25 protein-coding genes and 1 tRNA gene are annotated in these 24,711 nt (G+C 67.2%); 13 read left to right on the top strand and 13 right to left on the bottom strand.

Features of this window, described 5'->3' with window-relative positions:
• Nucleotides 1-7 precede the first annotated feature (7 nt).
• The 3 genes from LO787_RS19380 to thrS are packed head-to-tail and all read right to left on the bottom strand — an operon-like array spanning nt 8 to nt 3,104.
• Complete coding sequence (locus tag LO787_RS19380) at nt 8-682, bottom strand: spermidine synthase (RefSeq protein ID WP_232492620.1); 675 nt, start codon at nt 680-682, stop codon at nt 8-10.
• Nucleotides 679-1,116 (bottom strand): acetyltransferase, encoded by a 438-nt coding sequence (locus LO787_RS19375; protein ID WP_232492619.1) that lies wholly within the window; start codon nt 1,114-1,116, stop codon nt 679-681. The genes LO787_RS19380 and LO787_RS19375 overlap by 4 nt, the downstream gene beginning before the upstream one ends.
• Nucleotides 1,113-3,104 carry a threonine--tRNA ligase gene (gene thrS, locus LO787_RS19370; RefSeq protein ID WP_232492618.1) on the bottom strand — a complete coding sequence of 664 codons (1,992 nt, stop codon included), beginning with the start codon at nt 3,102-3,104 and terminating at the stop codon, nt 1,113-1,115. The genes LO787_RS19375 and thrS overlap by 4 nt, the downstream gene beginning before the upstream one ends.
• Before the next feature lie 401 nt (nt 3,105-3,505).
• On the opposite strand from thrS, the gene LO787_RS19365 reads away from it, so the two are divergent.
• Genes LO787_RS19365 through LO787_RS19355 form a run of 3 tightly spaced genes read left to right on the top strand, consistent with a single transcriptional unit; the run spans nt 3,506 to nt 4,478 of the window.
• Complete coding sequence (locus LO787_RS19365) at nt 3,506-4,090, top strand: hypothetical protein (RefSeq protein WP_232492617.1); 585 nt, start codon at nt 3,506-3,508, stop codon at nt 4,088-4,090.
• The gene (locus LO787_RS19360) at nt 4,087-4,281 is read left to right on the top strand and encodes a helix-turn-helix transcriptional regulator (protein ID WP_232492616.1); all 195 of its coding nucleotides are present in this window, start codon (nt 4,087-4,089) and stop codon (nt 4,279-4,281) included. The genes LO787_RS19365 and LO787_RS19360 overlap by 4 nt, the downstream gene beginning before the upstream one ends.
• Nucleotides 4,281-4,478 carry a hypothetical protein gene (locus tag LO787_RS19355; protein ID WP_232492615.1) on the top strand — a complete coding sequence of 66 codons (198 nt, stop codon included), beginning with the start codon at nt 4,281-4,283 and terminating at the stop codon, nt 4,476-4,478. Before LO787_RS19360 ends, LO787_RS19355 begins: the two co-directional genes overlap by 1 nt.
• A 3-nt stretch (nt 4,479-4,481) precedes the next feature.
• Here the strand turns inward: LO787_RS19355 and LO787_RS19350 are convergent, their stop codons facing one another.
• Nucleotides 4,482-5,819: a glycosyltransferase family 39 protein gene (locus tag LO787_RS19350; RefSeq protein WP_232492614.1), complete on the bottom strand. Its 1,338-nt coding sequence runs from the start codon at nt 5,817-5,819 to the stop codon at nt 4,482-4,484.
• Nucleotides 5,820-5,921: 102 nt separating this feature from the next.
• Between LO787_RS19350 and LO787_RS19345 the strand changes: the two genes are divergently transcribed.
• The 4 genes from LO787_RS19345 (at nt 5,922) to LO787_RS19330 (ending at nt 10,047) form a co-directional block, all read left to right on the top strand.
• Nucleotides 5,922-6,698 (top strand): alpha/beta hydrolase, encoded by a 777-nt coding sequence (locus tag LO787_RS19345; protein WP_232492613.1) that lies wholly within the window; start codon nt 5,922-5,924, stop codon nt 6,696-6,698.
• Nucleotides 6,699-6,703: 5 nt separating this feature from the next.
• Nucleotides 6,704-7,603 (top strand): tetratricopeptide repeat protein, encoded by a 900-nt coding sequence (locus tag LO787_RS19340; protein ID WP_232492612.1) that lies wholly within the window; start codon nt 6,704-6,706, stop codon nt 7,601-7,603.
• A gap of 10 nt (nt 7,604-7,613) precedes the next feature.
• Complete coding sequence (locus LO787_RS19335) at nt 7,614-8,603, top strand: LLM class flavin-dependent oxidoreductase (RefSeq protein ID WP_232492611.1); 990 nt, start codon at nt 7,614-7,616, stop codon at nt 8,601-8,603.
• A gap of 217 nt (nt 8,604-8,820) precedes the next feature.
• Complete coding sequence (locus LO787_RS19330) at nt 8,821-10,047, top strand: NAD(P)/FAD-dependent oxidoreductase (RefSeq protein ID WP_232492610.1); 1,227 nt, start codon at nt 8,821-8,823, stop codon at nt 10,045-10,047.
• Nucleotides 10,048-10,065: 18 nt separating this feature from the next.
• Here the strand turns inward: LO787_RS19330 and queG are convergent, their stop codons facing one another.
• The gene (queG, locus tag LO787_RS19325; protein WP_232492609.1) at nt 10,066-11,187 is read right to left on the bottom strand and encodes a tRNA epoxyqueuosine(34) reductase QueG; all 1,122 of its coding nucleotides are present in this window, start codon (nt 11,185-11,187) and stop codon (nt 10,066-10,068) included.
• On the opposite strand from queG, the gene LO787_RS19320 reads away from it, so the two are divergent.
• Together LO787_RS19320 and LO787_RS19315 are read left to right on the top strand one after the other, a co-directional pair.
• Complete coding sequence (locus LO787_RS19320; protein WP_232492608.1) at nt 11,186-12,178, top strand: ABC transporter ATP-binding protein; 993 nt, start codon at nt 11,186-11,188, stop codon at nt 12,176-12,178. The two genes, queG and LO787_RS19320, sit on opposite strands and share 2 nt — an antisense overlap.
• Nucleotides 12,175-13,380 (top strand): ABC transporter permease, encoded by a 1,206-nt coding sequence (locus LO787_RS19315; protein ID WP_232492607.1) that lies wholly within the window; start codon nt 12,175-12,177, stop codon nt 13,378-13,380. The genes LO787_RS19320 and LO787_RS19315 overlap by 4 nt, the downstream gene beginning before the upstream one ends.
• 101 nt (nt 13,381-13,481) lie before the next feature.
• Here the strand turns inward: LO787_RS19315 and LO787_RS19310 are convergent, their stop codons facing one another.
• From LO787_RS19310 to LO787_RS19300, 3 genes are all read right to left on the bottom strand, one after another.
• Nucleotides 13,482-14,096 (bottom strand): PilZ domain-containing protein, encoded by a 615-nt coding sequence (locus tag LO787_RS19310; protein ID WP_232492606.1) that lies wholly within the window; start codon nt 14,094-14,096, stop codon nt 13,482-13,484.
• A gap of 177 nt (nt 14,097-14,273) precedes the next feature.
• Nucleotides 14,274-14,357: transfer RNA gene (locus tag LO787_RS19305), tRNA-Leu, on the bottom strand.
• Between the two features lie 66 nt (nt 14,358-14,423).
• Nucleotides 14,424-14,708 carry an integration host factor subunit beta gene (locus LO787_RS19300; protein ID WP_232492605.1) on the bottom strand — a complete coding sequence of 95 codons (285 nt, stop codon included), beginning with the start codon at nt 14,706-14,708 and terminating at the stop codon, nt 14,424-14,426.
• A 315-nt stretch (nt 14,709-15,023) separates the two neighbouring features.
• Between LO787_RS19300 and LO787_RS19295 the strand changes: the two genes are divergently transcribed.
• The 3 genes from LO787_RS19295 (at nt 15,024) to LO787_RS19285 (ending at nt 19,437) form a co-directional block, all read left to right on the top strand.
• A complete protein-coding gene (locus tag LO787_RS19295; protein WP_232492604.1) occupies nt 15,024-16,679 on the top strand; it encodes a peptide MFS transporter in 1,656 nt (551 codons plus the stop codon).
• Between the two features lie 65 nt (nt 16,680-16,744).
• Nucleotides 16,745-18,133: an amidohydrolase gene (locus LO787_RS19290; protein ID WP_232492603.1), complete on the top strand. Its 1,389-nt coding sequence runs from the start codon at nt 16,745-16,747 to the stop codon at nt 18,131-18,133.
• Complete coding sequence (locus LO787_RS19285) at nt 18,130-19,437, top strand: amidohydrolase family protein (RefSeq protein ID WP_232492602.1); 1,308 nt, start codon at nt 18,130-18,132, stop codon at nt 19,435-19,437. The genes LO787_RS19290 and LO787_RS19285 overlap by 4 nt, the downstream gene beginning before the upstream one ends.
• Nucleotides 19,438-19,603: 166 nt before the next feature.
• On the opposite strand, the gene dxs is transcribed toward LO787_RS19285, so the two are convergent.
• Nucleotides 19,604-21,526, bottom strand: a complete 1,923-nt coding sequence (dxs, locus tag LO787_RS19280) for a 1-deoxy-D-xylulose-5-phosphate synthase (RefSeq protein WP_232492601.1) — start codon at nt 21,524-21,526, stop codon at nt 19,604-19,606.
• 98 nt (nt 21,527-21,624) lie between these two features.
• Between dxs and LO787_RS19275 the strand changes: the two genes are divergently transcribed.
• Nucleotides 21,625-22,011 (top strand): VOC family protein, encoded by a 387-nt coding sequence (locus LO787_RS19275; RefSeq protein WP_232492600.1) that lies wholly within the window; start codon nt 21,625-21,627, stop codon nt 22,009-22,011.
• On the opposite strand, the gene LO787_RS19270 is transcribed toward LO787_RS19275, so the two are convergent.
• The 4 genes from LO787_RS19270 to purH form a co-directional block, all read right to left on the bottom strand.
• Nucleotides 22,008-22,469: a Fur family transcriptional regulator gene (locus tag LO787_RS19270; protein WP_232492599.1), complete on the bottom strand. Its 462-nt coding sequence runs from the start codon at nt 22,467-22,469 to the stop codon at nt 22,008-22,010. The two genes, LO787_RS19275 and LO787_RS19270, sit on opposite strands and share 4 nt — an antisense overlap.
• Before the next feature lie 62 nt (nt 22,470-22,531).
• Nucleotides 22,532-22,681: a hypothetical protein gene (locus LO787_RS19265; protein ID WP_232492598.1), complete on the bottom strand. Its 150-nt coding sequence runs from the start codon at nt 22,679-22,681 to the stop codon at nt 22,532-22,534.
• 171 nt (nt 22,682-22,852) lie between these two features.
• Nucleotides 22,853-23,053, bottom strand: a complete 201-nt coding sequence (locus LO787_RS19260; protein ID WP_232492597.1) for a hypothetical protein — start codon at nt 23,051-23,053, stop codon at nt 22,853-22,855.
• 36 nt (nt 23,054-23,089) lie between these two features.
• Nucleotides 23,090-24,682 (bottom strand): bifunctional phosphoribosylaminoimidazolecarboxamide formyltransferase/IMP cyclohydrolase, encoded by a 1,593-nt coding sequence (gene purH / locus LO787_RS19255; RefSeq protein WP_232492596.1) that lies wholly within the window; start codon nt 24,680-24,682, stop codon nt 23,090-23,092.
• Nucleotides 24,683-24,711 lie beyond the last annotated feature (29 nt).

Raw genomic sequence — 24,711 nt, 5'->3', positions numbered from 1 at the left:
GGCCTCCTTACTCCTTCTTCGAGGCGAACCAGATCACGTGCTTCGGCCCCTTGCCGTTGCTGCGCGACGAGACCTTCACTTCGTTGACGAAGAACCCGGCCTTCTCCAGCCGACGCGTGAACGCCGGGTCCGGGCCTGCCGACCAGATCGCCAGCACGCCGTCAGGGGTGAGCGCGCGCTTGGCGGCGCGCAGGCCGGCCAGCGAGTAGAGGACGTTGTTATCCTCGCGCACCAGCCCATCCGGCCCGTTGTCGACGTCGAGCAGGATCGCGTCATAGTCGCCCATGCCCGCGCCGATCACGGTCGAGACGTCGCCCATCAGCAGCGTGACGCGCGGATCGTCGAGGCAGCCCTGTTCGAGATGCGCCATTGGCCCGCGCGCCCATTCGATGATCTCGGGCATGAGTTCGACGACGGTCGCCTGCGCGTTGTCCGGCAGCACCTTCAGCGCCGCGCGCAGGGTGAAGCCCATGCCGTAGCCGCCGATCAGCATGTGCGGGCGGCGCGATCCCTTGATGCGATCGTAGGACATCGTCGCCAGCGCTTCCTCGGAGCCCCACTTGCGCGTGCTCATCAACTCGTTGTGGCCGAGCACGATCATGAAGTCCTTGTCGTGCCTGAAAAGCTCAAGCTTTTCGCCGCCGGGCACCCAAGCGGTGTCTATGAGTTCGCGCTGGATCATGACGGTCGTCCGTATTGCAGATGGATGATGGGATAGGGGCGCCCCGCGCTGTCGCGTTCGGAACGTCCGGTGCGCACGAAGCCGCGCGCCTCGTAGAAGGGCAGGGCGTTGTCGGCCTGCTCGTTGGCATCGACGCGAGGGGCCGGATCGAGGGTCAGTGCATGACGGACGAGTGCGGAGCCGAAGCCGCTGCCGTGGACCGCCGGATCGACGAACAGGGCCTCGATCACGCCGTCCATGAAGATCATGAAGGCTTGGGGCTCTCCGGCGGCATCCTCGGCGATCCAGAGCGGCGCCTGCGGCAGCATCGTTTCCACGTCGCCGGCGATCCCGGCCCTGTCCCCGGTCGAGAGGAAGCCGTGGGTGGCGTCCACCGCCGCGCGCCAGATGGCGAAGGCGCGCGGGGCGTCGGTGGGGCCACCCGGACGGATCACTTGAGGTCCGGGGCGGTCGCCTCGTCCTTCAGGAGCGCTATGGCTTCGTCGAGGGTCATGACCTTCTGGTGCTCGGCGCCCAGCGTGCGCAGGGCGACGGTGCCCTCCTCCGCCTCGCGCTTGCCGACGACGAGGAGGTGGGGAACCTTCTTGAGCGAGTGTTCGCGCACCTTGTAGTTGATCTTCTCGTTGCGCAGGTCGGTTTCGACGCGCACGCCCGCCGCCCTGAGCTTCTGCGCCACGTCCTGCGCATAGCCGTCGGCGTCCGACACGATCGTCGCGACCACGGCCTGCACCGGGGCGAGCCACACGGGCAGCCTGCCCGCGAAGTGCTCGATCAGGATGCCGATGAAGCGCTCGTAGGAGCCGAAGATGGCGCGGTGCAGCATGACCGGGCGGTGCTTCTCACCGTCCTCGCCGATGTAATGCGCGTCGAGGCGCTCGGGCAGCATGCGGTCCGACTGGATCGTGCCGACCTGCCAGGTGCGGCCGATCGCATCGGTGAGGTGCCATTCGAGCTTGGGCGCATAGAACGCGCCTTCGCCCGGCAGTTCCTCCCAGCCGTATTCCGGCGTGGCGAGGCCCGCACGAACCACGGCATCACGCAGTTCGGCTTCGGCCTTGTCCCACTGCTCGTCGGTGCCGATGCGGTTGTCCGGGCGCAGCGCCAGCTTGATCGCGTAGGTGAAGCCGAAGTCCCGGTAGACCTTGTCCGCCATCTCGCAGAAGGCCTGCACTTCGCCGACGATCTGATCTTCGCGGCAGAAGATGTGGCCGTCGTCCTGCGTGAACTGGCGCACGCGCATCAGGCCATGCAGCGCGCCGTGCGGTTCGTTGCGATGGCAGCAGCCGTTCTCGACGATGCGCAGCGGCAGGTCGCGGTAGGACTTGATGCCCTGCTTGAAGATCAGGACGTGCGCCGGGCAGTTCATCGGCTTGAGCGCCATCCACTCGGCATCGTCCGAGATGATCGGGCCGTCGTCCTCGGTGTTGGGCACTTCGTCGGGGATGACGAACATGTTCTCGCGGTACTTGCCCCAGTGGCCGGACTGCTCCCACTGGCGCGCGTCCATGACCTGCGGGGTCTTGACCTCCTTGCAGTCGGCCTTGCTGATGGCGCGGCGCATGTAGTCCTCAAGCGCGCGGTAGATCACGTAGCCCTTGGGGTGCCAGAACACCGAACCGTGCGCTTCGTGCTGGAGGTGGAACAGGTCCATCTCGTTGCCGAGCTTGCGGTGGTCGCGCTTGGCGGCTTCCTCAAGGCGCATCAGGTGCTCGGCAAGCTGCTTCTTGTTCAGCCAGCCGGTGCCGTAGATGCGCGAAAGCATCGCGTTGTTCTGGTCGCCGCGCCAGTAGGCGCCCGAAACGCGCGTCAGCTTGAAGGCGGCGGGGTCCAGCTTGCCGGTCGAGGGCAGGTGCGGACCGCGGCACATGTCGAGCCAGTCGTCGCCCGACCAGTAGACCGTCAGCGGCTCGTCGCCGGGGAGTTCGGCGGCCCATTCCGCCTTGAAGCTCTCACCCTGCTGCTTCCAGCGGCTGATGAGCTGTTCGCGGTCCCACACCTCGCGGCGCAGCGGCTTGTTGGCGGCGATGATCCTGCGCATCTCCGCCTCGATCGCGGGCAGATCCTCGTCCGTGAACGGGCGATCCTTGGGTGCGAAATCGTAGTAGAAGCCATCGTCCGTCGAAGGGCCGAAGGTGATCTGCGTTCCGGGGAACAGCGCCTGCACCGCTTCGGCGAGGACGTGCGCGTAGTCATGCCGGGCAAGGTCCAGCGCCTCTGCCTCGTCGCGGCTGGTCACGAGCGCAAGGCTGGCGTCGCCGGTGAAGGGACGGCTGAGGTCGACCAGCTCACCGTCGATCTTTGCGGCGAGGGCCGCCTTGGCGAGGCCGGGGCCGATGGCGGCGGCGACGTCGGCCGGGGTCGAGCCCTCGGGCATCTCGCGGACCGAACCGTCGGGCAGGCTGATCTTGAACATCTCGGACATGGACGAACTCATCTCTCGTTTGCCCCATGCCATACCAGAGCATGTGGGCGGAAAATCCTTGGGCGCGCCATGGCACAGGCGCGCCTCCGGGTGAAGGTGCGGCGTCGGCTAAATTGGCTCTGTTTCGGGAGAGAGACGCCGGCCTCGCCCGAAATCCGGGCGACGGCGGCGACGCGAACTCAGCCCGCGACCGACCGTGCCCGGACGAGCCGGGTAGTGCGGGTAGTCGTGGTGCGCGCGTGCGTCATCGTCGGTGCATGTAGCGATTCGGCGGAGGAAAGCCAAGGTTCGCGGCTGCGGGCGTTTCGTGAGACAAGCATCATTTTCATAATGTCAATGAAGCTTGACTTCGATGCACAACAATGACAAATAAACTTTACATCTAAGCAAGGGAACTTGTCATGGAACGTGAAGCAGTCGATCGTCGACCCGTGTGGCTGTGGGGTGCGGCCTTCTTCGTCGGGATGTTCGGCGCCGGGCTGATGGCGCGGGCGCTGCAATTCGGCACCGTGGCGTCGATGGCGGTCATGGTGCCGCCGATGCTGCTGCTGATACCCTTCCGCCGCGCGACCGAGCGGGCGCAGGGGGCATGCGGATCGCTGTCTCCGGCAACCCGCCGCTACAACCGGCGGGCGATGGCCTGGTCGTTCGCGTACATGGTGCTGCTCTTCGTCGCGATAGCCGGGGCCAAGGCGGGTGCTAATGGGGCACTGTTGTGGCTGCTGGCGGTCCTGCCGGCGCTGCCGATCCTCTACCTGCTCTGGGCGATGGCGCGCTATCTGGTGGAGGAAACCGACGAATACCTCCGCATGCGCGTCGTCACCGCGGCGCTCTGGGCGACGGGCCTGCTGCTGGGCCTGGCCACGCTCTGGGGCTTTCTGGAGACCTTCCGCCTCGTCCCGCATGTCGCAGGATGGGCCGCGATTCCCGTCTGGGCCATCGGGCTCGGGCTCGGCAGCGCCTTTGTCCGCTGGAGGGAGCGTTGAAGAACCGCCTCAAGGTGCTCCGCGCCGAACGTGGCTGGAGCCAGCAGGAACTTGCCGAAAGGCTGGAAGTCTCCCGCCAGAGCGTCAATGCGATCGAGACGGGGCGTTACGATCCCTCTTTGCCGCTGGCCTTCCGCATCGCCGATGTCTTTGGTATGGCGATCGAGGATATCTTCCAGAGGGGTGAGTGATGGCTACCGGCCCGCAGCGGCGCAGAAGGGGAGCATGGCTGGGCGCCGCCGTGGCCATCGCGGTCGCCATGGCCGTGTCGCTCGGTCTGTTCAGGACTTCGGGAGACCGTGATGCCCCTCGGGAAGAGAGCACTCTCGGCGCGATCCGTGCCGATGGGAAGCTGGTGCTGAAGGTCTTCTCTCCGCACCTCTACTGAACTTCAGTGCAGGGTGTGTGCGGTTGTGCCGCGCTCGCCCAGTCGGCCTAGCGTGGTCATCGCCAGCCATCCCACCGTCATGCATACCCATGGCATCACCGGATAGTGGAACCGCGATTGCCCTGAAAAAACGAGGCAGATCAGCGTCGGATAGAGCGCGATCCCGTAAGGCAGCAGCCACCAGCCGATCCATCGCTGCCCGTCGCGACGGCGCCTTGCGATCATGACGAAGAAGGCGACGGCGAACCCTGCCATCAGCAGGACGTAGTACCCCTGATTGAGCACGCGCACCGCGCGATAGGCCAGTTCGAACCGCTCGTAGCCGGGCGCGCCGCCCTGATAGGCCCATTCCGCCTCGCCATCCGGCAGCCAGAGGCGCAGGAACTTCTTCGGGAGCAGCTTCGCGAAGCGGTCCGGGTGCGCGGCGATCCACTCCATGCCGAGCCTCCGCGCCTCGGCATCGCGGGTCACTTCGTCGAGGCCGGGGCGGGCCATGAGTTCCTTCACCACCGGCGCATCGGGCGTGTAGTCGCCGGTCGCGGTGTCGTGATTGCCGGTCAGGAGCGTGTAGCCGCCATTGGTCGAGACGGCGACCCAGTGGCCCAGTTGCGCTTGATTCCGCACGGTCCAGGGCAGCACGGTCAGTCCGGCGAGGGCCAGCACGATCATGCCTTCGACGACGAGGCCGGGCATGCGCTTCCACACCTGGCCCATGCGCAGCCACTCGATCGCGAAGAGCAGGGGCACGACCACGAGGGTCTGCGCCTTCACCATTGTGGCGATGCCGAACAGTAGTCCAGCGCTGACCAATTGCCAACGATTCGAGCGGGTTACGACCGCCCAGCATCCCGCCATCAGCAGCGCCGTATAGAACACTTCGGTCAGCGCGAGGGGCACGTAGCCGATGGCGTTGGGGTACACCGCGAGCAGCAGCAATCCCGCCCGCGCCGCGCCTTCCGAGCCGAACAGGCGGCGTCCGAGGGCCAGCGTCAGGGCTCCGATCAGCAGCGAACTGACCAGATTGAAGATACCAAGCGACACCAAGGATGCACTGAAGCGCCCGAAGACGAGCCCAAGGGCGATCGGCCAGCCCGCAGGCCAGAACGCAGTCGGCGCACCATGGTTGTCGAGATACCCCTGCCCCGCCGCCAGGCTGACCGCGCGGGTGTAGTACCATTCCGCGTCCGAAGTGGGCGCCACATCGATCATCAGCACCGCCGCGCGCAGGGCGAAGTACAGCGCCCAGATGCCGAGCAGCACCGAGCGATCGGTGGCGAACCATTCGAGCCGCAGCGCGAGCCGGGAGGGGCGGGTGGGGAAGTGGATGACCTTGGCGCTCATGTCGGCCCGATCGTTTAGGGACGGGGACTTAAGATCGCATTACGCCCCTGCAAGCAAGTCTTTGGCTTGCCGTTCATCCCTCGGGTTCCCACTAAGGGCAGCATGACCTCGACCAGCTATCTCGAATTGTCCGACGGGCGCTCCATCGCCTACCGCTTCACGCCCGGCGGAGCGTCCTATGCCGGCCCGGTGATCGTCTTCCTGCCCGGCTACATGTCCGACATGGCAGGCTCCAAGGCCGCCGCCCTGTTCGAGATGGCGCACGCCAGCGGCATCCCCTGCCTGCTGTTCGACTATTCCGGCTGCGGCGAGAGCCCGGGCGACTTCGCCGACGGCACCCTGTCGCGCTGGACGCAGGAAGTGCTCGCCCTCGTCGCCGCGCTGGAGACGGACGCGAAAATCGTGCTCGTCGGCTCGTCGATGGGCGGCTGGCTGATGCTCAAGGCGGGCCTCGCGCTGGGCGAGCGGCTGGCGGGTCTCGTCGGCATCGCCGCCGCGCCGGACTTCACCGACTGGGGCATCCCCCAGATGGACAAGGCACTGCTGGCCGATGGCGAGATCCTCTTCGAAGACAATCCCTACGGCCCCGAACCGACCCCGACGCACCCCGGCTTCTGGGCCGACGGTCAGGCCAGTCTGATGCTGGAGGGCGAGATCGCCATCGACGTGCCGGTGCGCCTGCTCCACGGCCAGCGCGACCCCGACGTGCCCTGGGAAATCTCCATGCGCCTCGCCGAACGACTGCGTTCAGCCGACGTGCAGGTCACGCTCATCAAGGACGGCGATCATCGCCTCTCGCGCGAATCCGACATCCGCCTGCTGCTGCGCACCGTCGCCGAGCTTGTGTTGCCGCGCGTGGAGGATGGCCCGGAGTCCTGATCCCCATGTCCTCGCTGCTTCTCCTGCTTCCGCTGCTGGCCCAGGTCGGCCCCGCCTCGACCCTGCCGAGCGCCCAGCGGCCCTATGCCTCCGAGCTTCCGCTCGAAATCATCGAGAAGAAGGACAAGCAGGACCGCGACCGCCGCGCCCGCGAGGCGCAGAACGTGGCGATGCCCTCGATCGGCGGTGGCAGCGGCAGCGGCGCGGGCTGCATGAGCGCGGTCGAGGCCAACCCGGAAAAGTCGGTCGAAGTCATCCGCAGCGCGCTCGCCGATGCGGTGGGGCGTGAGCGGGTGCGCGCTGGGCTCTGCCTCGGCGTCGCGCTGAGCGACCTCAACCGCTGGGACGAGGCGCGCGCCGCCTTCTCCGACGCCCGCGACACGGCGGAGAGCGAGGACCACGCCAGCCGCGCCCGGCTCGGCGCGATGGCGGGCAATGCCGCGCTGGCAGCCGGCCAGCCGGGGCAGGCGCTCTCGCTGCTGGCGCCTGCCGCGACGGATGCCAAGATCGTCGGCGATGCCGAGCTTACCGCGACGATCGCGCTCGACCGCGCCCGCGCGCTCGTCGCGGTGAAGCAGCCGGAAGAGGCCGCCAACGCCCTTGCCGAAGCCCGCGCCGCGCAGCCCGACAATGCGCAGGCCTGGCTGCTGTCCGCCACGCTCTCGCGTCGTCAGGACAAGCTCGCCGTGGCGCAGACCCAGATCGAGAAGGCCGCCAGCCTCGCCCCGCAGGATCCCGAGATCGGGCTTGAGGCGGGCGTGATCGCGATGCTGTCCGACAACGAGGCCGCCGCGCGGCGCAGCTGGGATTCGGTGGTCAAGACCGCCCCTTCCAGCGACGCAGCGGTGACCGCGAAACAATACCTCTCCCAGCTCGGGGCTCCAGACCCGGCTCCGGCAAAATAAGGCTTCCCCCATGGTTCCGCTTTCCGTCCTCGATCTCGTCACCGTCCGCGAAGGCGGCACCGTTGCCCAGGCCCTCGATATCTCGGTCCGCACCGCGCAGGCGGCGGAACGGGCGGGCTACAAGCGGTACTGGGTGGCCGAGCATCACGGGATGGACGGCATCGCGGGCGGCGCGACTTCGGTGGTGCTCGCCCATCTCGGCAACCATACGTCCACCATCCGCATCGGCGCGGGCGGGATCATGCTGCCCAACCACACGCCTTACGTGATCTCCGAGCAGTTCGGCACGCTGGCCGCGATGTTCCCCGGCCGTGTCGACCTCGGCCTCGGACGCGCGCCGGGTGCGGACGGGCGGCTCGCCCACGCGTTGCGCAAGGACATCCATGCGGCGTCCGAGCGCTTCCCCAACGACGTGGTGGAACTGCGCGCGCGATTCGCCGGGCAGGCGGCAGGCGGCGTGCCGTCTCCGCAGGCGGTCGATGCGGACGTGGAGATGTGGATCCTCGGCTCCAGCCTGTTCGGAGCGCAACTCGCCGCCATGCTGGGCCTGCCCTACGCCTTCGCCTCGCACTTCGCCCCCGCCGCGCTGGACGAGGCCGCGCACGTCTATCGCGAGCGGTTCCAGCCGTCCGAATCGCTCGACAAGCCGCACTTCATGGCCGCGATCAACGTCGTCGCCGCCGATACGGACGAGGAGGCGGTCTATCTTTCCTCCTCCACCGACCAGAGCTTCGTGGCCCTGCGCACCGGCAATCCCGGCCGCCTCCAGCCCCCTGTGCGCGACTACCGTGCGGGCTTGCCGGGTGCGGCGAAGGCGATGCTGGAGCAGGTCCGCTCGGTCAGCGCCGTCGGCAGCCCGCAGACCGTGCGGCAGGGTCTTGAGGACTTCGTGGCGCGCACGCAGGCCGACGAACTGATGGTCAGCATCGCGACTTACGACCCCGAAGCGCAGATCCGCTCGCTGGAACTGACAATGGACGTGCTTAAGCAGCCTGCCTGATGACACACCCATGAATCGTCATTGCGAGCGTAGCGAAGCAATCCATGTCCGCCCCCTATGCTGGGTGGCGACGCTGGATTGCTTCGCTGCGCTCGCAATGACGAAGGGGGTGAGTGATCGGGACGACTCCTTCCGGCACTACGATGCCTACCTATCAAGGTAACTAGATTTCGCCTGAGGCATTGACCGCGCGCTTAAATTGCGGAACCCAAGCGCCATGAGCAAATCAGACGTCGTCATCGTGGGAGCGGGACATGGTGGAGCGCAGTGTGCGCTTGCCCTGCGCCAGAACGGGTTCGAGGGGACCATCACCGTCATCGGCCGCGAGCCGGAGTATCCGTATGAGCGGCCGCCGCTCTCGAAGGAATACTTCGCGCGGGAGAAGACCTTCGACCGGCTCTACATCCGCCCGCCGACGTTCTGGGCGGAGAAGGACGTGGCGTTCCGGCTCGGCACCGAGGTGACGAAGGTGGACGCCTCGGCGAAGGAACTGACGCTCTCGGACGGCAGCACGTTCGGCTACGGCAGGCTGGTCTGGGCGACCGGCGGCGATCCGCGGCGGCTGTCGTGCTCGGGCGCGGATCTGGCGGGCGTCCACGCGGTGCGCACGCGCGAGGACTGCGACACGCTGATGGCCGAGGTCGACGCGGGGACGAAGAACATCGTCGTCATCGGCGGCGGCTACATCGGGCTGGAAGCGGCGGCGGTGCTCTCGAAGATGGGGCTCAACGTGACGCTGCTCGAAGCGCTGCCGCGCGTGCTGGCGCGCGTAGCGGGCGAGGAACTGTCCGCGTTCTACCAGAACGAACATCGCGCGCATGGCGTCGACCTGCGCACGGGCGTGGCGGTGGAGTGTCTGGAGGGCGACGGGCATCGCGTGACGGGCGTGAAGCTGGCGGATGGCGAGATCGTGCCCGCCGAAGCGGTGATCGTCGGCATCGGCATCGTGCCGGCGGTCGGCCCGCTGATCGTGGCGGGCGCCTCGGGCGCCAATGGCGTGGACGTGGACGAATACTGCCGCACCTCGCTGCCGGACGTCTATGCGATCGGCGACTGCGCGGCCTTCGCCTGCGACTATGCGGGCGGCACGGTGATGCGGGTGGAATCGGTGCAGAACGCCAACGACATGGCGACCTGCGTGGCCAGGGCGATCTGCGGCGACGAGAAGCCCTACAAGGCGTTCCCGTGGTTCTGGTCGAACCAGTACGATCTCAAGCTGCAGACGGCGGGGATCAACATGGGCTTCGATCGGACCGTGGTGCGCGGCGATGTCGAGGGGCGTTCGTTCTCGGTGGTGTACCTCAAGGACGGGCGCGTGGTGGCGCTGGACTGCGTCAACATGGTCAAGGACTACGTGCAGGGCCGCAAGCTGGTCGAAGCCGGCGCGATGCCGGATGTAGAGCGGCTCGCCGATGCGGGGACGCCGCTCAAGGAAATGGTGTGAAGATGGCGTCGTCCCGGATCAGGTCCGGGACGACGTGAGCCTATCCCTCGCCCACCGCGCGGCATCCGCCACGCCCTCATCTCCATCCGCCAGCAACGGCTCGACCTGCGCCAGCAGCGCCGCAATCCCGCTGTTCCCCGCCGCGTAGAGGCAGTTGCGCACGAACCGGTCCCGCCCGATCCGCTTGATCGGACTGCCCGAGAACAGCCTGCGGAACCCCGCATCGTCCAACGTCAGCAGGTCCGCCAGTTCAGGCGCGGTCAGTTCCGCGCGGGGCAGGAAGGTCTTCATCGTGTGCGCCGTCGCCGCGAACTTGTTCCACGGGCATACCGCAAGGCAGTCGTCGCAGCCGTAGATGCGGTTGCCGAGGCCCTCACGCATGTCCTCTGGCACCGGCCCCTTGTGCTCGATCGTCAGGTAGCTGACGCAGCGCCGCGCATCGAGGCGGTAGGGCGCGGGGAAGGCATCGGTCGGGCACGCGTCCTGGCAGGCGCTGCACGACCCGCAGCGATCCCGCGCCGGAGCCGACAGCGGCAGGTCCAGCGTCGTGTAGATCTCGCCGAGGAACAGCCACGAACCATGCTCGCGGCTGACGACATTGGTGTGCTTGCCCTGCCAGCCGAGCCCGGCTGCGGCGGCGAGCGGCTTTTCCATGACCGGCGCGGTGTCGGTGAAGACCTTCACGCCGACTTCTCCCAGCCCGCGCTTCGCCCCTTCGCCCACCATCCAGCGGGCGAGGTTCTTGAGCGCCTTCTTCACCGTGTCGTGATAGTCGGCGCCCTGCGCATACGTCGAAATCCGACCGATGCCGCCCTCGTCCGCCAGCCGCAGCGGATCGGCGGCCGGGGCGTAGCTCATGCCGAGCGCGATGACGCTGCGCGCCTCGGGCCACAGCCCCTGCGGGCTGCGCCGATGGTGCGCGCGCTCCTCCATCCAGCCCATCGTGCCGTGCATGCCCGCCGCAAGCCAGGCATCGAGCCGCGCCGCGCGGGGCCCATCAGGCGCAGCCGAGGCGATGCCGAAGGCGCAGAATCCCAGCGCGCGCGCCTCCGCCTCCACAGCCTCGGCAAAAACGCTTAGTGCGCTCTTAACCGGGACTGCGGTATGATCGTCGCAAGTGCTGGACCCTGGGGGCTTCATGGATGCGCAAGTAGGAGATCCTCGGTTGACCGGCAATGAGCGAAGCTTCGATCTGCCGCTGGCGATCGAGGCGCGGGGGCTGGTGAAGCGTTTCGACGGGACCACCGCGGTCGACGGCGTGGACCTCAGCGTACCGCAAGGCTCCGTCTACGGCATCCTCGGCCCCAACGGTGCGGGCAAGACGACGACGCTGCGCATGCTGCTGGGCATCATCGAGCCTGATTCGGGCTATCGCCGCATCCTCGGCGCGGAGCGGCCGCACGACGTCGCCCACGCCATCGGCTATCTGCCGGAAGAACGCGGGCTCTACCCGGCGATGAAGGCGACCGAGGCCATCGCCTTCCTTGGCGCGCTGCGCGGGCTGCCGCTGAAGGAGGGCCGCAAGCGCGCGCACGAACTGCTCGAACGGCACGGCCTCGGCTATGCGGCGGACCGGCAGATCCGGCAGCTTTCCAAGGGCATGGCGCAGCAGGTGCAGATCCTCGGCACGCTGGTCCACCGCCCCCGCCTCGTCATCTTCGACGAGCCGTTCTCCGGCCTCGACGCGCTCAACCAGGGCAAGCTGGAGGCGATGATGCGCGGGCTGGCGGAGGACGGCACAACCGTCATCTTTTCCACGCACGTCATCGCCCATGCCGAGCGCCTGTGCGACGAGGTCGCGATCATCGCGGGAGGCCGGGTGCCCTTCGCCGGGCCGGTGGACGTGGCGCGGGATCGCATCCCTGCGCAGGTCCGCCTCGAAACGCAGGCCGAGACCGGCCTCTGGCGCACCGCGATGCCGCCGGATGCCAGACGGGAAGGTCGCTTCTGGCGCTTCGCGCTGCCCGATTCCGGGATCGAACCCCTGCTGCGCGCGCTGATCGCGGGCGAGGCGGGCATCCTGTCGCTTTCCATCGAGCGGGCGGGACTGCACGATGCTTTCGTCTCCATCGCCGGCGCCGCCGCCGCCCGCGCACTCGACGAGGAAAAGCCCGAGGAGCCGCGCCGATGATCGCCGATTCGCAAGGCGTCGCCCATCGCGGCAGGCTCTCGATGCTCGCCGCCGCGTGGGTGGTGGCGCGGCGCGATTTCACCGCGATCCTGTTCTCGCGGACGTTCTTCTTCTTCCTGCTCGGCCCGCTGTTCCCGGTGATCGTGGGCATTCTGGCGGGCAGCGTGGGCCAGCAGGTCGACCAGAGCGGTGATGCGCCCGCCATCGCCGTCGCCATGCAGGAGGCCGATGCAAAGGCGATGGTCGCCGCGCGCAATGCCCTTGCCGGTCGGCTGGGGCAGGGCCTGCCGGAACTGCGCATCGTGAAGAGCGCCGAGGATCGCGGTGATGCCGCCGCCTTGCTGACCGGTACGCCTGCCGCCCCCGTGCTCGGCGGCCAGGCCGCGCAGATCGAGGCATGGCGCGGCGACGTCGAGATGATCGCAGCGCAGGCCCGCAGCGATTCGCTCCATGCGTGGCCGCGCGTGCGCCTTGAAGCCTCGGCGACGCACCATGCTTCGGCTGACCGCCGCAGCCGTCTCAGGACTGCACAGGCGGCGCAGACCCTGCTGTTCCTGCTTACCATGATGCTGGCGGGCATGGTCCTGTCGAACCTCGTCGAGGAGAAGGGCAACAAGATCATCGAGGTGCTCGCTGCCGCGATACCGATGGAGTCGGTATTCTTCGGCAAGCTCTTCGCAATGCTCGGCGTCTCGCTCGTGGGCATCGCCGTATGGGGCGGCGTCGGCGGTGTGCTCTACATCGTCGCGGGTTCAGCGTTTCCGGTGCTGCCCGATCCCGCAGTCGGCTGGCCGCTGCTCATGGCGCTCGGCGTCATCTACTTCGCCATGGCCTACCTGCTGCTCGGGTCGGTGTTCCTGTCGATCGGGTCGCTGGCGAACACCGTGCGCGAGGTGCAGACGCTCTCGATGCCGGTGACGATGATGCAGCTCATGCTGTTCTTCTTCGCCACCTTCGCGATGACGCAGCCGGGCAGCCGGATCGAGCTTCTGGCGATGCTGCTGCCCTTCAGTTCACCCTTCGCGATGCTGGCGCGCGCGGCGCAGGATCCCGCCCTGCTGCCGCACCTAGCGGCGCTGGCATGGCAGGCGCTGTGGCTGCTGCTCCTGGTCCGGGGCGGATCGATGCTGTTCCGCAAGAAGGCGATGAAGTCCGGCCCGCAGGGGACGGGGCGTCGCTGGTGGAGGCGCGCAGCCAGCTAGGCTGCGTCCCACTTTCGTCGTCATCCCGTGCAACAGGCAATGTCAGGAGATAGGTTCCCGCCTTCGCAGGAATGAGTGCTAAACCGTTCAGCGAGACCCGCTCAGCGAAGGCGTCCGGGCTGCATGTGAAAGGCTCGGACCGCCAGTTCCTCAAGGCTCATGAGCTGGCGGAAGACGAGGCCGTAGGCCGGGTGCTTGCGCCAGCATACCGTCGCTTCAAATTCGGGCATGTCCTCCGCCTCGATGCGCAGGTACTGGCCGATGGCGAGGTGGCGGTCGGTCTCGATCCCGGCGCCCTGGCGCGAGAGGTCGCGCAGGCGCACGACGCTGGTTTCGCCCATGATCGTGACGCGGGCCACCTGTTCGACCCCGATGCGGATCGGGCGCTTGGGGTAAGGTCCGGCCTCGGCGATGAAACGCTGGACGTCGATCGGCAGGTCGAAGCGGAAGCCCGCCTCGCCACCCTGTTCCCAGACTTTCTCCACGCCCAGCCGGTCGCCCGCCGCGCTTTCCAGCGCAAGCCGCCGTTCGGTTGCCAGCGGATGGAAAAGGCGCAGCTTCACGCCGGTTTCGGAGACGTCGCGGACGATGCACAGGTACTCACCCTCACGGCCGATCAGCTTTGCGGCGCGCAAGAGCAACGCGAAGCGCGGGCTTGCCCGCTGCTCCTCGTGCGTCAACGCCCGGCTGGTCGACAGGCTTTCCTGAAAGGTCATGCCAACGATACCCCTCGGTACGCGCACCCCGACGCCCGAACGGTGTGCGATGGGGGAGTACCTAGTATTTGATACTCTTTCGCAAGTTACGTATTTGTAAACGCAATCGTTTGAATAGAATCTTCTTTGCGAAGAAACTGCAAATATTCGCCCAAGTAGATGTTCAGGCTCAAGATCTGGTGCGGGCGGCGGGACTCGAACCCGCACTGGATACCCAAGCGGATTTTAAGTCCGCAGCGTCTACCATTCCGCCACGCCCGCGAACACGCAGATCGGCGCGCCGTCATCTAGCGGCGCGCGACCTTCGGTGCAATCTCGGAGCGAGCGTCAGTCCGCCACGTTGAGGCGGGCGCGCATTTCCTTGCCCGGCTTGAAGTAGGGAACGCGCTTCTCGGGCACTTCCACGCTTTCGCCGGTGCGCGGGTTGCGGCCCTTGCGGCCATCGCGGTGGCGGGTCGAGAACGCGCCGAAGCCGCGCAGTTCCACGCGGCCGCCGTCGGCAAGGCGCTGGCTGATCTCCTCGAAGAAGGTATCCACCGCGCGCTCGACGTCCTCGGCGCGCAGTTCCGGATTGTCCTTGCCGAGAACCTGCAGCAGTTCGGACCTTATCATCGCGACTATCCCCGCAAAAAAAAGCGTGCCCGGAAAACGCGGCAGAAAATTTCTTCAACCGCGTGACGAAACACAAAATTACGTCCGGCCTCCCCGTGGCCTGTCGTGAAAATGCCACCGGTGCCCGCTTCGCGCAATGGGCTCGCTAAAGATGGGGGAAAGTCGGGATGAAGGCGGGTCCGACGTGGTGATCCACCGGGGTGCGGCCATTTACAGCGGCAAATTGCCCGCTAACCTCCCGTTCCTTCACGCGCGGCCCCTCTGCGGCCGCAAGACAAGAAACATGAGACGACAGGGCGCGAAGGCACGAGCATCATGAAAGACATCGCACTTTGGAACGAAGGGGACTGGATCGCCGCGATCGGCGCCGTATTCCTCTTCGCCGTGCTCGCCGTGGGCGGCATCATCGCCACGCGCAAGAGCGAGGAATTCGTCGGCCATCCGCGCGGCCTCTTCGTGCTTTTCTATGCCGAGATGTGGGAGCGTTTCTCCTACTACGGCATGCGCGCGCTGCTGATCCTCTACCTCACCAAGTTCTGGCTGTTCTCGGACGGCCCGTCGAACCTGATCTACGGGGCCTATACCAGCCTCGTCTACATCACCCCGGTGCTGGGCGGCTATCTGGCCGACCGCTGGCTGGGGCAGCGCAAGGCCGTGCTGTTCGGCGGCATCGTCCTCGCCCTCGGCCACCTGTTCATGGCCTACGAGGGCCTGCAGGGCGTCACCGATCCGGCGGTCAAGCAGGCTGACCCCGCCATCAACGTGTTCTGGCTGGCGCTGGCGCTCATCATCGTCGGCTCGGGCTTCCTGAAGGCCAACATTTCGGTGATCGTCGGCCAGCTCTACAAGATGACCGACACCCGGCGCGACGCGGCCTACACGATCTTCTACATGGGCGTGAACACCGGCGCGGCGCTCGGCACGATCCTCGTCGGCTATCTGGGCGAGACGATCGGCTGGTCCTACGGCTTCGGCCTCGCGGGCATCGGCATGGTGCTGGGCCTTATCATCTTCGTGGTCGGCAGGCCCGCGCTCAAGGGCCGGGGTGAGCCGCCCAAGCCGCTGGCGAAGAACAACGAACTGATGCTCTACGGCATCGGTGCGGCGTCGGTCGCGGTGATCTGGTTCCTGATCCAGTACGTCAGCGTCATCCAGTCGCTGCTGGTGGTCTCGGGCATCGCGATGCTGCTCTATACGCTCTACGAGGCATTCAAGCTGCCCAAGGAAGCGCGTGAGCGCATCTTCGCGATCCTGTTCCTGATCGCGCTCAATCCGATCTTCTGGGGCCTGTTCGAGCAGGCGGGCGGATCGCTCAGCCTCTACACCGACAAGTTCGTGGATCGCGGCGGCGTGCCGACGAGCCTCTTCCAGTCGATCAACCCGATCTACATCGTGCTGTTCGGCCCGATCTTTGCGGGCCTGTGGGCCTATCTCGGCAAGAAGGGGCTGGAGCCTTCCGCACCGGCCAAGTTCGCGCTGGCGCTGGCGCAGGTCGGCCTCGGCTTCCTCGTCTTCGTGTGGGGCGCGGGCACCGGCGATCCGGCGGTGATGACTTCGGTCGTCTTCGTGTTCCTCATCTACATGCTGCACACCACGGGCGAGCTGTGCCTGTCGCCGGTCGGCCTTTCGGCCATGACCCGCCTGTCGCCGCTGCACCTCGGCAGCTTCATCATGGGCGCGTGGTTCTACATGACCGCGGTCGGCAACTTCGTCGCGGGCAAGATCGGCGAGGCGACGGGCGGCGAAAGCGGCACCATGGACAAGGCGCTGACCCTGTCGATCTACTCGAAGATCGGCTGGATCACGATCGGCGTCGCGGTGGTCGTGCTGCTCCTCTCGCCCATTGTGCGGCGCTGGATGCACCTCGACACGCTGGGTGATCGGGCGGGCGACGCCGACCTCGCCGGCAGCGCCGAGTTCGGGCTGGAGGCGCAGGAAGCGGGCTTCCACCCGGCCATGAAGAAAGACTGACGAAGACCTCTCCGGCCCGGGCGCTCCCCGGGCCGGATTTCCATCTGCAACAGGGGAATATGCTGATGACGGTATCGCCTTGGAAACGGCGACTGGCCCGCAGCCTGACGTGTGCGCTGGCGCTCGGCGTCGCGCTGTCGACGCAGGCGGCCGACGCGAAGAAGAAGGGCAAGGACGAGAAGGCGGGCGAAGCGCCTTACGCCTCCACCTACAAGCCCTATCCCGGCCGCCCCACGGCGCTGGTCGGCGCGACGGTCTATGACGGTCGCGGCGGGCGGATCGACAACGGCACGGTGCTGTTCGAGAACGGCAAGGTCGTCGCCGTGGGCGGTGCGGACCTGACGGTGCCCGCAGGCTATGATCGTGTGGACGGCAAGGGCAAGTTCGTCACCCCCGGGGTGATCGATATCCACTCGCACCTCGGCGTCTATCCCAGCCCTTCGGTCGATGCGCTGTCGGACGGCAACGAGATGACCTCCCCCACCACGCCGGACGTCTGGGCCGAGCATTCTGTCTGGCCGCAGGATCCCGGCTTCAGCCGCGCGCTCGTCAACGGCGGCGTCACCACGCTGCAGATCCTGCCGGGCTCCGGCAACCTCATGGGCGGGCGCGCGGTGACACTCAAGAACGTGCCCAGCCGCACGGTGCAGGGCATGAAGTATCCCGGCGCGCCCTACTCGCTCAAGATGGCCTGCGGTGAGAATCCCAAGCGGGTCTACGGCGGCAAGGGGCAGAAGCCGATGACCCGCATGGGCAACTTCTCGGTCAACCGCCAGGCTTGGATCGACGCCAAGCAGTACATGGACGGCGACCATGCCGAGCGCGATCTCGGCAAGGATACGCTGGAAGGCGTGCTGAAGGGCGAGATCCTCGTCCAGAACCACTGCTACCGCGCGGACGAGATGGCGCAGGTTCTCGATATGGCGAAGGAGATGGGCTACAAGGTCACGGCCTTCCACCATGCCGTCGAAGCCTACAAGATCGGCGACATCCTCAAGGCCAACGATGTCTGCGCTGCGATCTGGGCGGACTGGTACGGCTTCAAGATGGAAGCCTACGACGGCATCCCTGAAAACGCCGCGCTGCTCGCCAAGCAGGGCGCCTGCGTGGTGATCCACTCCGATGATGAGAACGGCATTCAGCGGCTCAACCAGGCGGCCGCCCGCGCGCAGGCCGCAGGGCGCCGCATCGGCGTGGACGTGCCGGACGCGCAGGTCGTCGGCTGGTTCACCTACAATGCCGCCAAGGCCATGGGCATCGGCGAGAAGACCGGCAGCCTCGAAACCGGCAAGATGGCCGACGTGGTGCTGTGGAACGGCAACCCGCTGTCGATCTATTCGCGGCCCGAGAAGGTCTGGTCCGACGGTGCGCTACTCTATGATGCCGACGATCCGAAGCGAAAGCCGGTCAGCGATTTCGAACTCGGCCAGCCCGGTGAAGGAGACGTGAAGTGAAGCGCCGCCTGATCCTTGCCGCCCTGCTTGCGGCCCCAGCCCTGACGGCCTCCCTGTCCGCGCTCGCGCAGGACTTCGCCATCACCAATGCCACCGTCGCCACGGGTGACGGCAGCGCGCCGATCGAGCACGGCACCGTCGTCGTGCGCGCCGGCAAGATCGTTGCCGCAGGTGCAGGCGTCGCCGTGCCCGCCGGCATCCAGACCGTCGACGGCACCGGCAAGTGGGTGACGCCCGGCCTGTTCTCCGCGATCACCGACCTCGGCCTCTGGGACGTCGAAGGCGTGGACGACAGCAACGACACTTCCGCCGACAAGTCGCCCTTCAACGCCGCGCTGGATGTTGTGCCTGCGCTCAACCCCTCCAGCGAGCACATCGCCGTCAGCCGCGAGGGCGGCGTCACCCGCGCCAGCGTGACCCCGTTCAACGGCGGCTCGATCTTCGCGGGACAGGGCGCGGTGATCGATCTTGGCGAAGATGCCGCAATCGTCGTCAAGCCGCGGGCGTTCCAGTACGTCGAACTCGGAGAGGCCGGTGCGAAGCTGGCGGGCGGCAGCCGCGTCGCCGCACACACCGCGTTGCGCAATGCGCTGCGTGAGGCGCGCGAGGTTGCGACCCTGACCGCCGGGGCGCAGCGACAGGGCGATGTCCTGCTCACCCGCGCCGATGCGGTGGCGCTTGCCAAGGTCGTGGACGGGACACAGACCCTTTACGTCGGCGTGGAGCGCGCGGCGGACATCCGCAACGTGCTGGCGCTCAAGCCCGAGTTCCCCAAGCTCGACCTCGTGCTCGTCGGCGCCACGGAAGGCTGGCTCGTCGCCTCGGAGATCGCGGCGGCCAAGGTGCCGGTCGTGACCATGCCGATGCGTGACCTTCCGGCCGCGTTCGAGACGCTGGCCGCCACCATGTCCAACGTCGGGCGCCTGAAGAAGGCGGGTGTCAAGGTCGCCATCGGCCTGTTCGAAGGCGGCAACCAGCCCCGAAATGCGCCGCAACAGGCAGGCAACCTCGTGGCGCTGACCAAGATCCCGGGCGCAACCGGTCTGACCTGGGGCGAGGCGCTGGCCGCGATCACCTCCGTCCCGGCGGAGATCAGCGGCTTCGGCGGCAAGGCCGGGGTGCTGGCTCCCGGTGCCGTAGGCGACGTTGTGCTGTGGGACGGCGATCCGCTGGAGGTATCCTCCGCTCCGGTGGATGTGTGGATCGACGGCGTGAAGCAGTCCGTCGACAGCCACCAGAGCCGCCTGCGCGCACGGTACAAGGATCTCGACGAGACCTATCTGCCGAAGGCCTACGACTGGTAGTGGAAATGGCGGGCAGCGACGACCGGCTCCTGCCCGCCCCAATCGCCCGGCGGATTTGATCCGCGTTCGTCATTCCCGCCTGCGCGGGGATGACGATGAAGGGAGAGGCGACCAAGCTTTCAAGCTGATCGCCATTTCGTTCAGGCCGCGCTTGTCAAAGCCGCGCTTAAGCCCGCGCCTCGTTCACGCCCGCGCTGTTGTGGCGCAGTGCCTTGAGCACGGTGTCGACGATCTGCGGGGCGTTGAGACCGGCCTCGTCGTACTGCGTATCGGGCTTGTCGTGGTCCTGGAACACGTCGGGCAGGCGCATGGTGCGGATCTTGAGGCCCGCGTCGGTCAGGCCCTCGTCGCTCGCCATCGTCAGCACATGCGCGCCGAGGCCGCCGACCGAGCCTTCCTCCACCGTCACGATGACTTCGTGGCTCAGCATCAGGCGGCGGATGAGGTCGGTGTCGAGCGGCTTGGCGAAGCGCAGGTCGGCGACCGTGGTCGACAGGCCCTTGGCTTCGAGCTGATCCGCCGCCTTGAGCGCTTCGCCGAGGCGGGTGCCGAGCGAGAGCAGTGCGACCTTGGAACCCTCGCGGACGATACGGCCCTTGCCGATCTCCAATGCCTCGGGGACTGCGGGCAGTTCCACGCCCACGCCGTTGCCGCGCGGGTAGCGGAAGGCGATCGGGCCCGCATCATAGAGCGCGGCGGTGTGGACCATGTGGACCAGTTCCGCCTCGTCCGCTGCCGCCATGACCACCATGTTTGGAAGGGTAGCGAGATAGGTCACGTCGAACGAACCGGCATGCGTCGCGCCGTCCGCGCCGACCAGGCCCGCGCGGTCTATTGCGAAGCGTACCGGGAGGTTCTGGATCGCTACGTCGTGGACTACTTGATCAAACGCACGCTGGAGGAAGGTGGAATAGATCGCGCAGAACGGGCGCATGCCCTGCGCTGCCAGACCGGCCGCGAAGGTGACGGCGTGCTGTTCGGCGATGCCGACGTCGAAGCTGCGGTCCGGGAACAGCTGCGCGAACTTGTCGAGCCCGGTGCCCGAGGGCATGGCGGCGGTGATGGCGCAGATCGTCGGGTCCGCCTGCGCCTCGGCGACGAGGGCCTTGGCGAAGACGCCGGTGTAGCTGGGCGGACCGGCGGGAGCCTTGGCTTGTTCGCCGGTGATGACGTCGAACTTCTGGACGCCGTGGTACTTGTCCGCCGCGTTCTCGGCCGGGGCGTAGCCCTTGCCCTTCTGCGTCACGACATGGACGAGGATCGGGCCTTCGCCCGCGTCGCGCACGTTTTCCAGCACCGGGACCAGCGCGTCGAGGTCATGCCCGTCGATCGGGCCGACGTAGTAGAAGCCCAGTTCCTCGAACAGGGTGCCGCCCATGGCCATGCCGCGCGCGAACTCGTCGGTCTTCTTGGCGGCGACGTGGAGCGGGCGGGGCAGGCGGCGGGCGAACTTGCGCGCCAGCTCGCGCAGGCCGAGGAACTGGCCCGAGGACACCAACCGGGCGAGATAGGCCGACAGGCCACCCACCGGCGGCGCGATCGACATGTCGTTGTCGTTGAGGATGACGATGAGGCGGTTCCCGGCCTCGCGCGCGTTGTTCATCGCCTCGTAGGCCATGCCCGCGCTCATCGCGCCGTCGCCGATCACGGCGATGCCACGGCCCGGCTCCTGCTTGATCTTGCTGCCGATGGCGAAGCCCAGCGCCGCCGAGATCGAGGTGGAGCTATGCGCGGTGCCGAACGGATCGTACTCGCTCTCCGTCCGCTTGGTGAAGCCGGACAGGCCGCCGCCCTGGCGCAGCGTGCGGATGCGGTCGCGGCGACCGGTCAGGATCTTGTGCGGATAGGCCTGATGGCCGACGTCCCAGATCAGGCGGTCCACCGGGGTGTCGAAGACGTAGTGAATGGCGACGGTCAGTTCGACCACGCCGAGGCCGGAGCCGAGGTGGCCGCCGGTCTGGCCCACCGCCGATATCATCTCGGCGCGCAGTTCGTCTGCAAGCTGGCGGAGCTGGGCAGGCTTGAGCTTGCGCAGGTCGTCGGGAGTCGAAACCGTGTCGAGCAGGGGCGTGGCCGGATTGGCGTTCATTTCTCGGGCCCTTACACCCTTGTTGCGGACGTGTCGATTGACGGCTTTCGTAATATCGCGCTGAAATGCAGAACGCTTGCACAAGGAAAGGACTTGCCGTGTCTATCGTTCCTGCTGCCCGACCCATAGCATTCGTGCTGACGACTGATCGCGCCCGAGCAGAGGCCTTCTACACCGATGTGCTTGGACTTGCGGAGGCGGGGCGCGACGACTTCGCCACGACCTACGCGCTGGGCGGGGAGGCCACTCTCAGGCTGACGCCGGTGCCGGGCCATGTGCCGAGCGGCCATACCGTGCTGGGATGGTCCGTGCCGGACATGGCCGCGACGATGGCAGCCCTGCGGGCCAAGGGCGTCGTCTTCCAGATCTACGAAGGGTTCGGGCAGGATGCCGACGGAGTGTGGCATGCACCCGGAGGCGGCGCCAAAGTCGCGTGGTTCAACGATCCCGACGGCAACAACCTGAGCCTGACCGAATCGGCCTAGTTGCAGTCCGCGCAGATGCCGCGCAGTTCCACCACCGGGCGAACGTCGGCGAAGCCCGCGCCCTTGGCGGCGGCGATGAGGGCGCCGGTCAGCTTGTCGTCGTCGATGTGGACCGCCTGCCCGCAACTGTCGCAGATCAGGAAGATGCAGTCGTGCTGGCAGCCGGGGTGGCTGTTGGCGACGTAGGCGTTGGCGCTCTCCACCCGGCGCGCAAGGTTGGTGCGCACGAACAGGTCGAGGATGCGATAGACGCTGTTGGGGGCGACGCGCTTGCCGCGCAGCGTCGAGACGCTTTCGGCAAGGTCGTAGGCCGAGGCGGGGCGTTCCCGCTCGGCAAGGGCGGAGAAGACATCGGCGCGCATCTCGGTCCACTGCTCGCCCGCATCGACGAGAGCGTGACGGGCGGCCTTGACGAGATTGTCGCCGGAATGTTCGTGGTGGTTATGGTTGCCGGACATAAGCCCCATATGGGGCCTGTCGCACCGCTAGGCAATCGGTGCTCGGATTACTCCGCCTGAGATCACTCGGCTTGGGCGGCCTGCGCGGGCGGCACCAGGTCGCTCGACAGCGGCGAGACGTGGCCGATCCCCATCGCGCCGAGCACCAGCAGAGCACCGCCAGCGAAGCCGAAGGCGAAGTAGCGGTAGAAGTCGGCTTTGAAGATACCCATGACGGATCGGCTTTCGAATTTGTCTCTCAGGGACCGGGAAAAGGCCGGTCGATTAAGGCGTGGCGCCCCTTTGGCCGGAAATGGATTGCGGTCCAGTGAACAAAAGGGTTCACATCCCGATTCTTCGACGAACGGTTGACCTGGCGGGACGAACGGCGGGAACAATCGGGCTCAGTGACCTGAAACCGCCATAATCACCGAAAATGTGACAAGGATCGCGACCGGCAGCGCCGCGCAGCCGAAGGGCAGGGCGGCCGCCGCCAGTGCGCTTGCGGGTGAGCGGAGCTTGCCGAGACGCAGCAGGACGGCGGCGATGGTGAGACCGGCAAGGAAGCCGACGACGACGAGCGGGCCGAATGCGGTCAGCGTCATCGTCGCGTCTTCTCCTGCTGTCCTGCGTACCGGCCCTTAGTGCTTGAAGTGGCGCATGCCGGTGAAGACCATGGCGAGGCCGGCTTCGTCGGCAGCGGCGATCACTTCGTCGTCGCGGATCGAGCCGCCCGGCTGGATGACTGCCGTCGCGCCCGCTTCGGCAGCGGCCAGCAGGCCATCGGCGAAGGGGAAGAAGGCGTCCGACGCCACTGCCGAGCCGACGGTGCGCGCGGCGTCCCAGCCGAACTTCTCGGCAGCTTCCGCCGCCTTCATCGCCGCGATGCGCGAGGAGTCGCGGCGGTTCATCTGCCCGGCGCCGATGCCTGCCGTCACGCCGTCCTTTGCGTAGACGATCGCGTTCGACTTGACGTGGCGGGCCACGGTCCAGGCGAAGAGGCAGTCGGCCAGTTCGCGATCGGTCGGCGCGCGCTTCGTCACGACCTTGAGGTCGTCGAAGGCGATGGCGCCGTTGTCGCGGCCCTGCACCAGCAGGCCGCCGGTGATCTGGCGGACCGAGAGGCCGGGACGGCGCGGATCGGGCAGTTCGCCGGTCAGCAGCAGGCGCAGGTTCTTCTTCTTCGCGAAGAATTCGCGCGCTTCCTCGTCTGCGTCGGGCGCGACGACGACTTCGGTGAAGATCTTGCAGATCGCCTCGGCGGTCGGGCCGTCGAGCGTCTGGTTGACCGCGACGATGCCGCCGAAGGCCGAGACGTCGTCACACGCCAGCGCGCCGTTCCAGGCGTCGAGCAGCGAGTCGCCCTGTGCCACGCCGCAGGGATTGGCGTGCTTGACGATGACGACGGCAGGCTTCTGGCCGCGGAACTCGGCGGCGAGTTCGAAGGCGGCGTCGGCGTCGTTGAAGTTGTTGTAGGACAGTTCCTTGCCCTGCACCTGCTCGGCCTGCGCCAGACCCTTGGTGAAGGGACCGACCGGCGTGTAGAGCGCGGCCTTCTGGTGCGGGTTCTCGCCATAGCGCAGGGTCGTCGACAGGCGGCCATTGACGCTCAGCATCTCGGGGAACTCAAGGCCCTGATCGGCGAAGGCGAACCACTGCGAGATCATCGAATCGTAGGCGGCGGTCTGCGCATAGGCGCGCGCGGCCATCAGCTTGCGGAAGCCCAGCGTGGTGCAACCGTCGGTCGCTTCCAGTTCGACCATCAGCCCCTCATAGTCGCCGGGGTCGGTGACGATGGTGACGTAGGCGTGGTTCTTGGCCGCCGAGCGGACCATCGAGGGGCCGCCGATGTCGATGTTCTCGATGATCTCGTCGCGGCTCGCACCCTTCGCAACAGTCGCTTCGAAGGGGTAGAGGTTGACGACGACGAGATCGATCGCGCCGATGGCGTGCTCGGCCATCGCGGCGGCATGTTCGGGATTGTCGCGCACCGCCAGCAGGCCGCCATGCACCATCGGGTGCAGCGTCTTGACGCGGCCGTCCATCATCTCCGGGAAGCCGGTGATCTCGGAGATGTCCTTCACCGTCAGGCCCGCATCGCGCAGCGCCTTGGCGGTGCCGCCGGTCGAGACCAGCTCGACGCCGCGATCGCTCAGCACCTTGCCGAGTTCGGCGAGCCCCGTCTTGTCGGATACCGAAAGCAAGGCGCGGCGGATCTGGACGGAATCGGTCATGAGGCGGGCTTCCCTGGCGAATGTCTCTT

Origin of the sequence: Novosphingobium kaempferiae (assembly GCF_021227995.1) — a bacterium.
GTDB lineage: Bacteria > Pseudomonadota > Alphaproteobacteria > Sphingomonadales > Sphingomonadaceae > Novosphingobium > Novosphingobium kaempferiae.
The sequence above is the reverse complement of the archived record's forward strand: the minus strand, read 5'-3'. Positions and strand labels throughout refer to the sequence as shown.

Bases quoted from the DNA above. Each gene is read 5' to 3' on its own strand.
- LO787_RS19380 (WP_232492620.1), bottom strand. From the start codon at position 682: ATGATCCAGCGCGAACTCATAGACACCGCTTGGGTGCCCGGCGGCGAA.
- thrS (WP_232492618.1), bottom strand. From the start codon at position 3,104: ATGTCCGAGATGTTCAAGATCAGCCTGCCCGACGGTTCGGTCCGCGAG.
- LO787_RS19365 (WP_232492617.1), top strand. From the start codon at position 3,506: ATGGAACGTGAAGCAGTCGATCGTCGACCCGTGTGGCTGTGGGGTGCG.
- LO787_RS19355 (WP_232492615.1), top strand. From the start codon at position 4,281: ATGGCTACCGGCCCGCAGCGGCGCAGAAGGGGAGCATGGCTGGGCGCC.
- LO787_RS19350 (WP_232492614.1), bottom strand. From the start codon at position 5,819: ATGAGCGCCAAGGTCATCCACTTCCCCACCCGCCCCTCCCGGCTCGCG.
- LO787_RS19345 (WP_232492613.1), top strand. From the start codon at position 5,922: ATGACCTCGACCAGCTATCTCGAATTGTCCGACGGGCGCTCCATCGCC.
- LO787_RS19340 (WP_232492612.1), top strand. From the start codon at position 6,704: ATGTCCTCGCTGCTTCTCCTGCTTCCGCTGCTGGCCCAGGTCGGCCCC.
- LO787_RS19335 (WP_232492611.1), top strand. From the start codon at position 7,614: ATGGTTCCGCTTTCCGTCCTCGATCTCGTCACCGTCCGCGAAGGCGGC.
- LO787_RS19330 (WP_232492610.1), top strand. From the start codon at position 8,821: ATGAGCAAATCAGACGTCGTCATCGTGGGAGCGGGACATGGTGGAGCG.
- LO787_RS19320 (WP_232492608.1), top strand. From the start codon at position 11,186: ATGGATGCGCAAGTAGGAGATCCTCGGTTGACCGGCAATGAGCGAAGC.
- queG (WP_232492609.1), bottom strand. From the start codon at position 11,187: ATGAAGCCCCCAGGGTCCAGCACTTGCGACGATCATACCGCAGTCCCG.
- LO787_RS19315 (WP_232492607.1), top strand. From the start codon at position 12,175: ATGATCGCCGATTCGCAAGGCGTCGCCCATCGCGGCAGGCTCTCGATG.
- LO787_RS19310 (WP_232492606.1), bottom strand. From the start codon at position 14,096: ATGACCTTTCAGGAAAGCCTGTCGACCAGCCGGGCGTTGACGCACGAG.
- LO787_RS19300 (WP_232492605.1), bottom strand. From the start codon at position 14,708: ATGATAAGGTCCGAACTGCTGCAGGTTCTCGGCAAGGACAATCCGGAA.
- LO787_RS19295 (WP_232492604.1), top strand. From the start codon at position 15,024: ATGAAAGACATCGCACTTTGGAACGAAGGGGACTGGATCGCCGCGATC.
- LO787_RS19290 (WP_232492603.1), top strand. From the start codon at position 16,745: ATGACGGTATCGCCTTGGAAACGGCGACTGGCCCGCAGCCTGACGTGT.
- dxs (WP_232492601.1), bottom strand. From the start codon at position 21,526: ATGAACGCCAATCCGGCCACGCCCCTGCTCGACACGGTTTCGACTCCC.
- LO787_RS19270 (WP_232492599.1), bottom strand. From the start codon at position 22,469: ATGTCCGGCAACCATAACCACCACGAACATTCCGGCGACAATCTCGTC.
- LO787_RS19265 (WP_232492598.1), bottom strand. From the start codon at position 22,681: ATGGGTATCTTCAAAGCCGACTTCTACCGCTACTTCGCCTTCGGCTTC.
- LO787_RS19260 (WP_232492597.1), bottom strand. From the start codon at position 23,053: ATGACGCTGACCGCATTCGGCCCGCTCGTCGTCGTCGGCTTCCTTGCC.
- purH (WP_232492596.1), bottom strand. From the start codon at position 24,682: ATGACCGATTCCGTCCAGATCCGCCGCGCCTTGCTTTCGGTATCCGAC.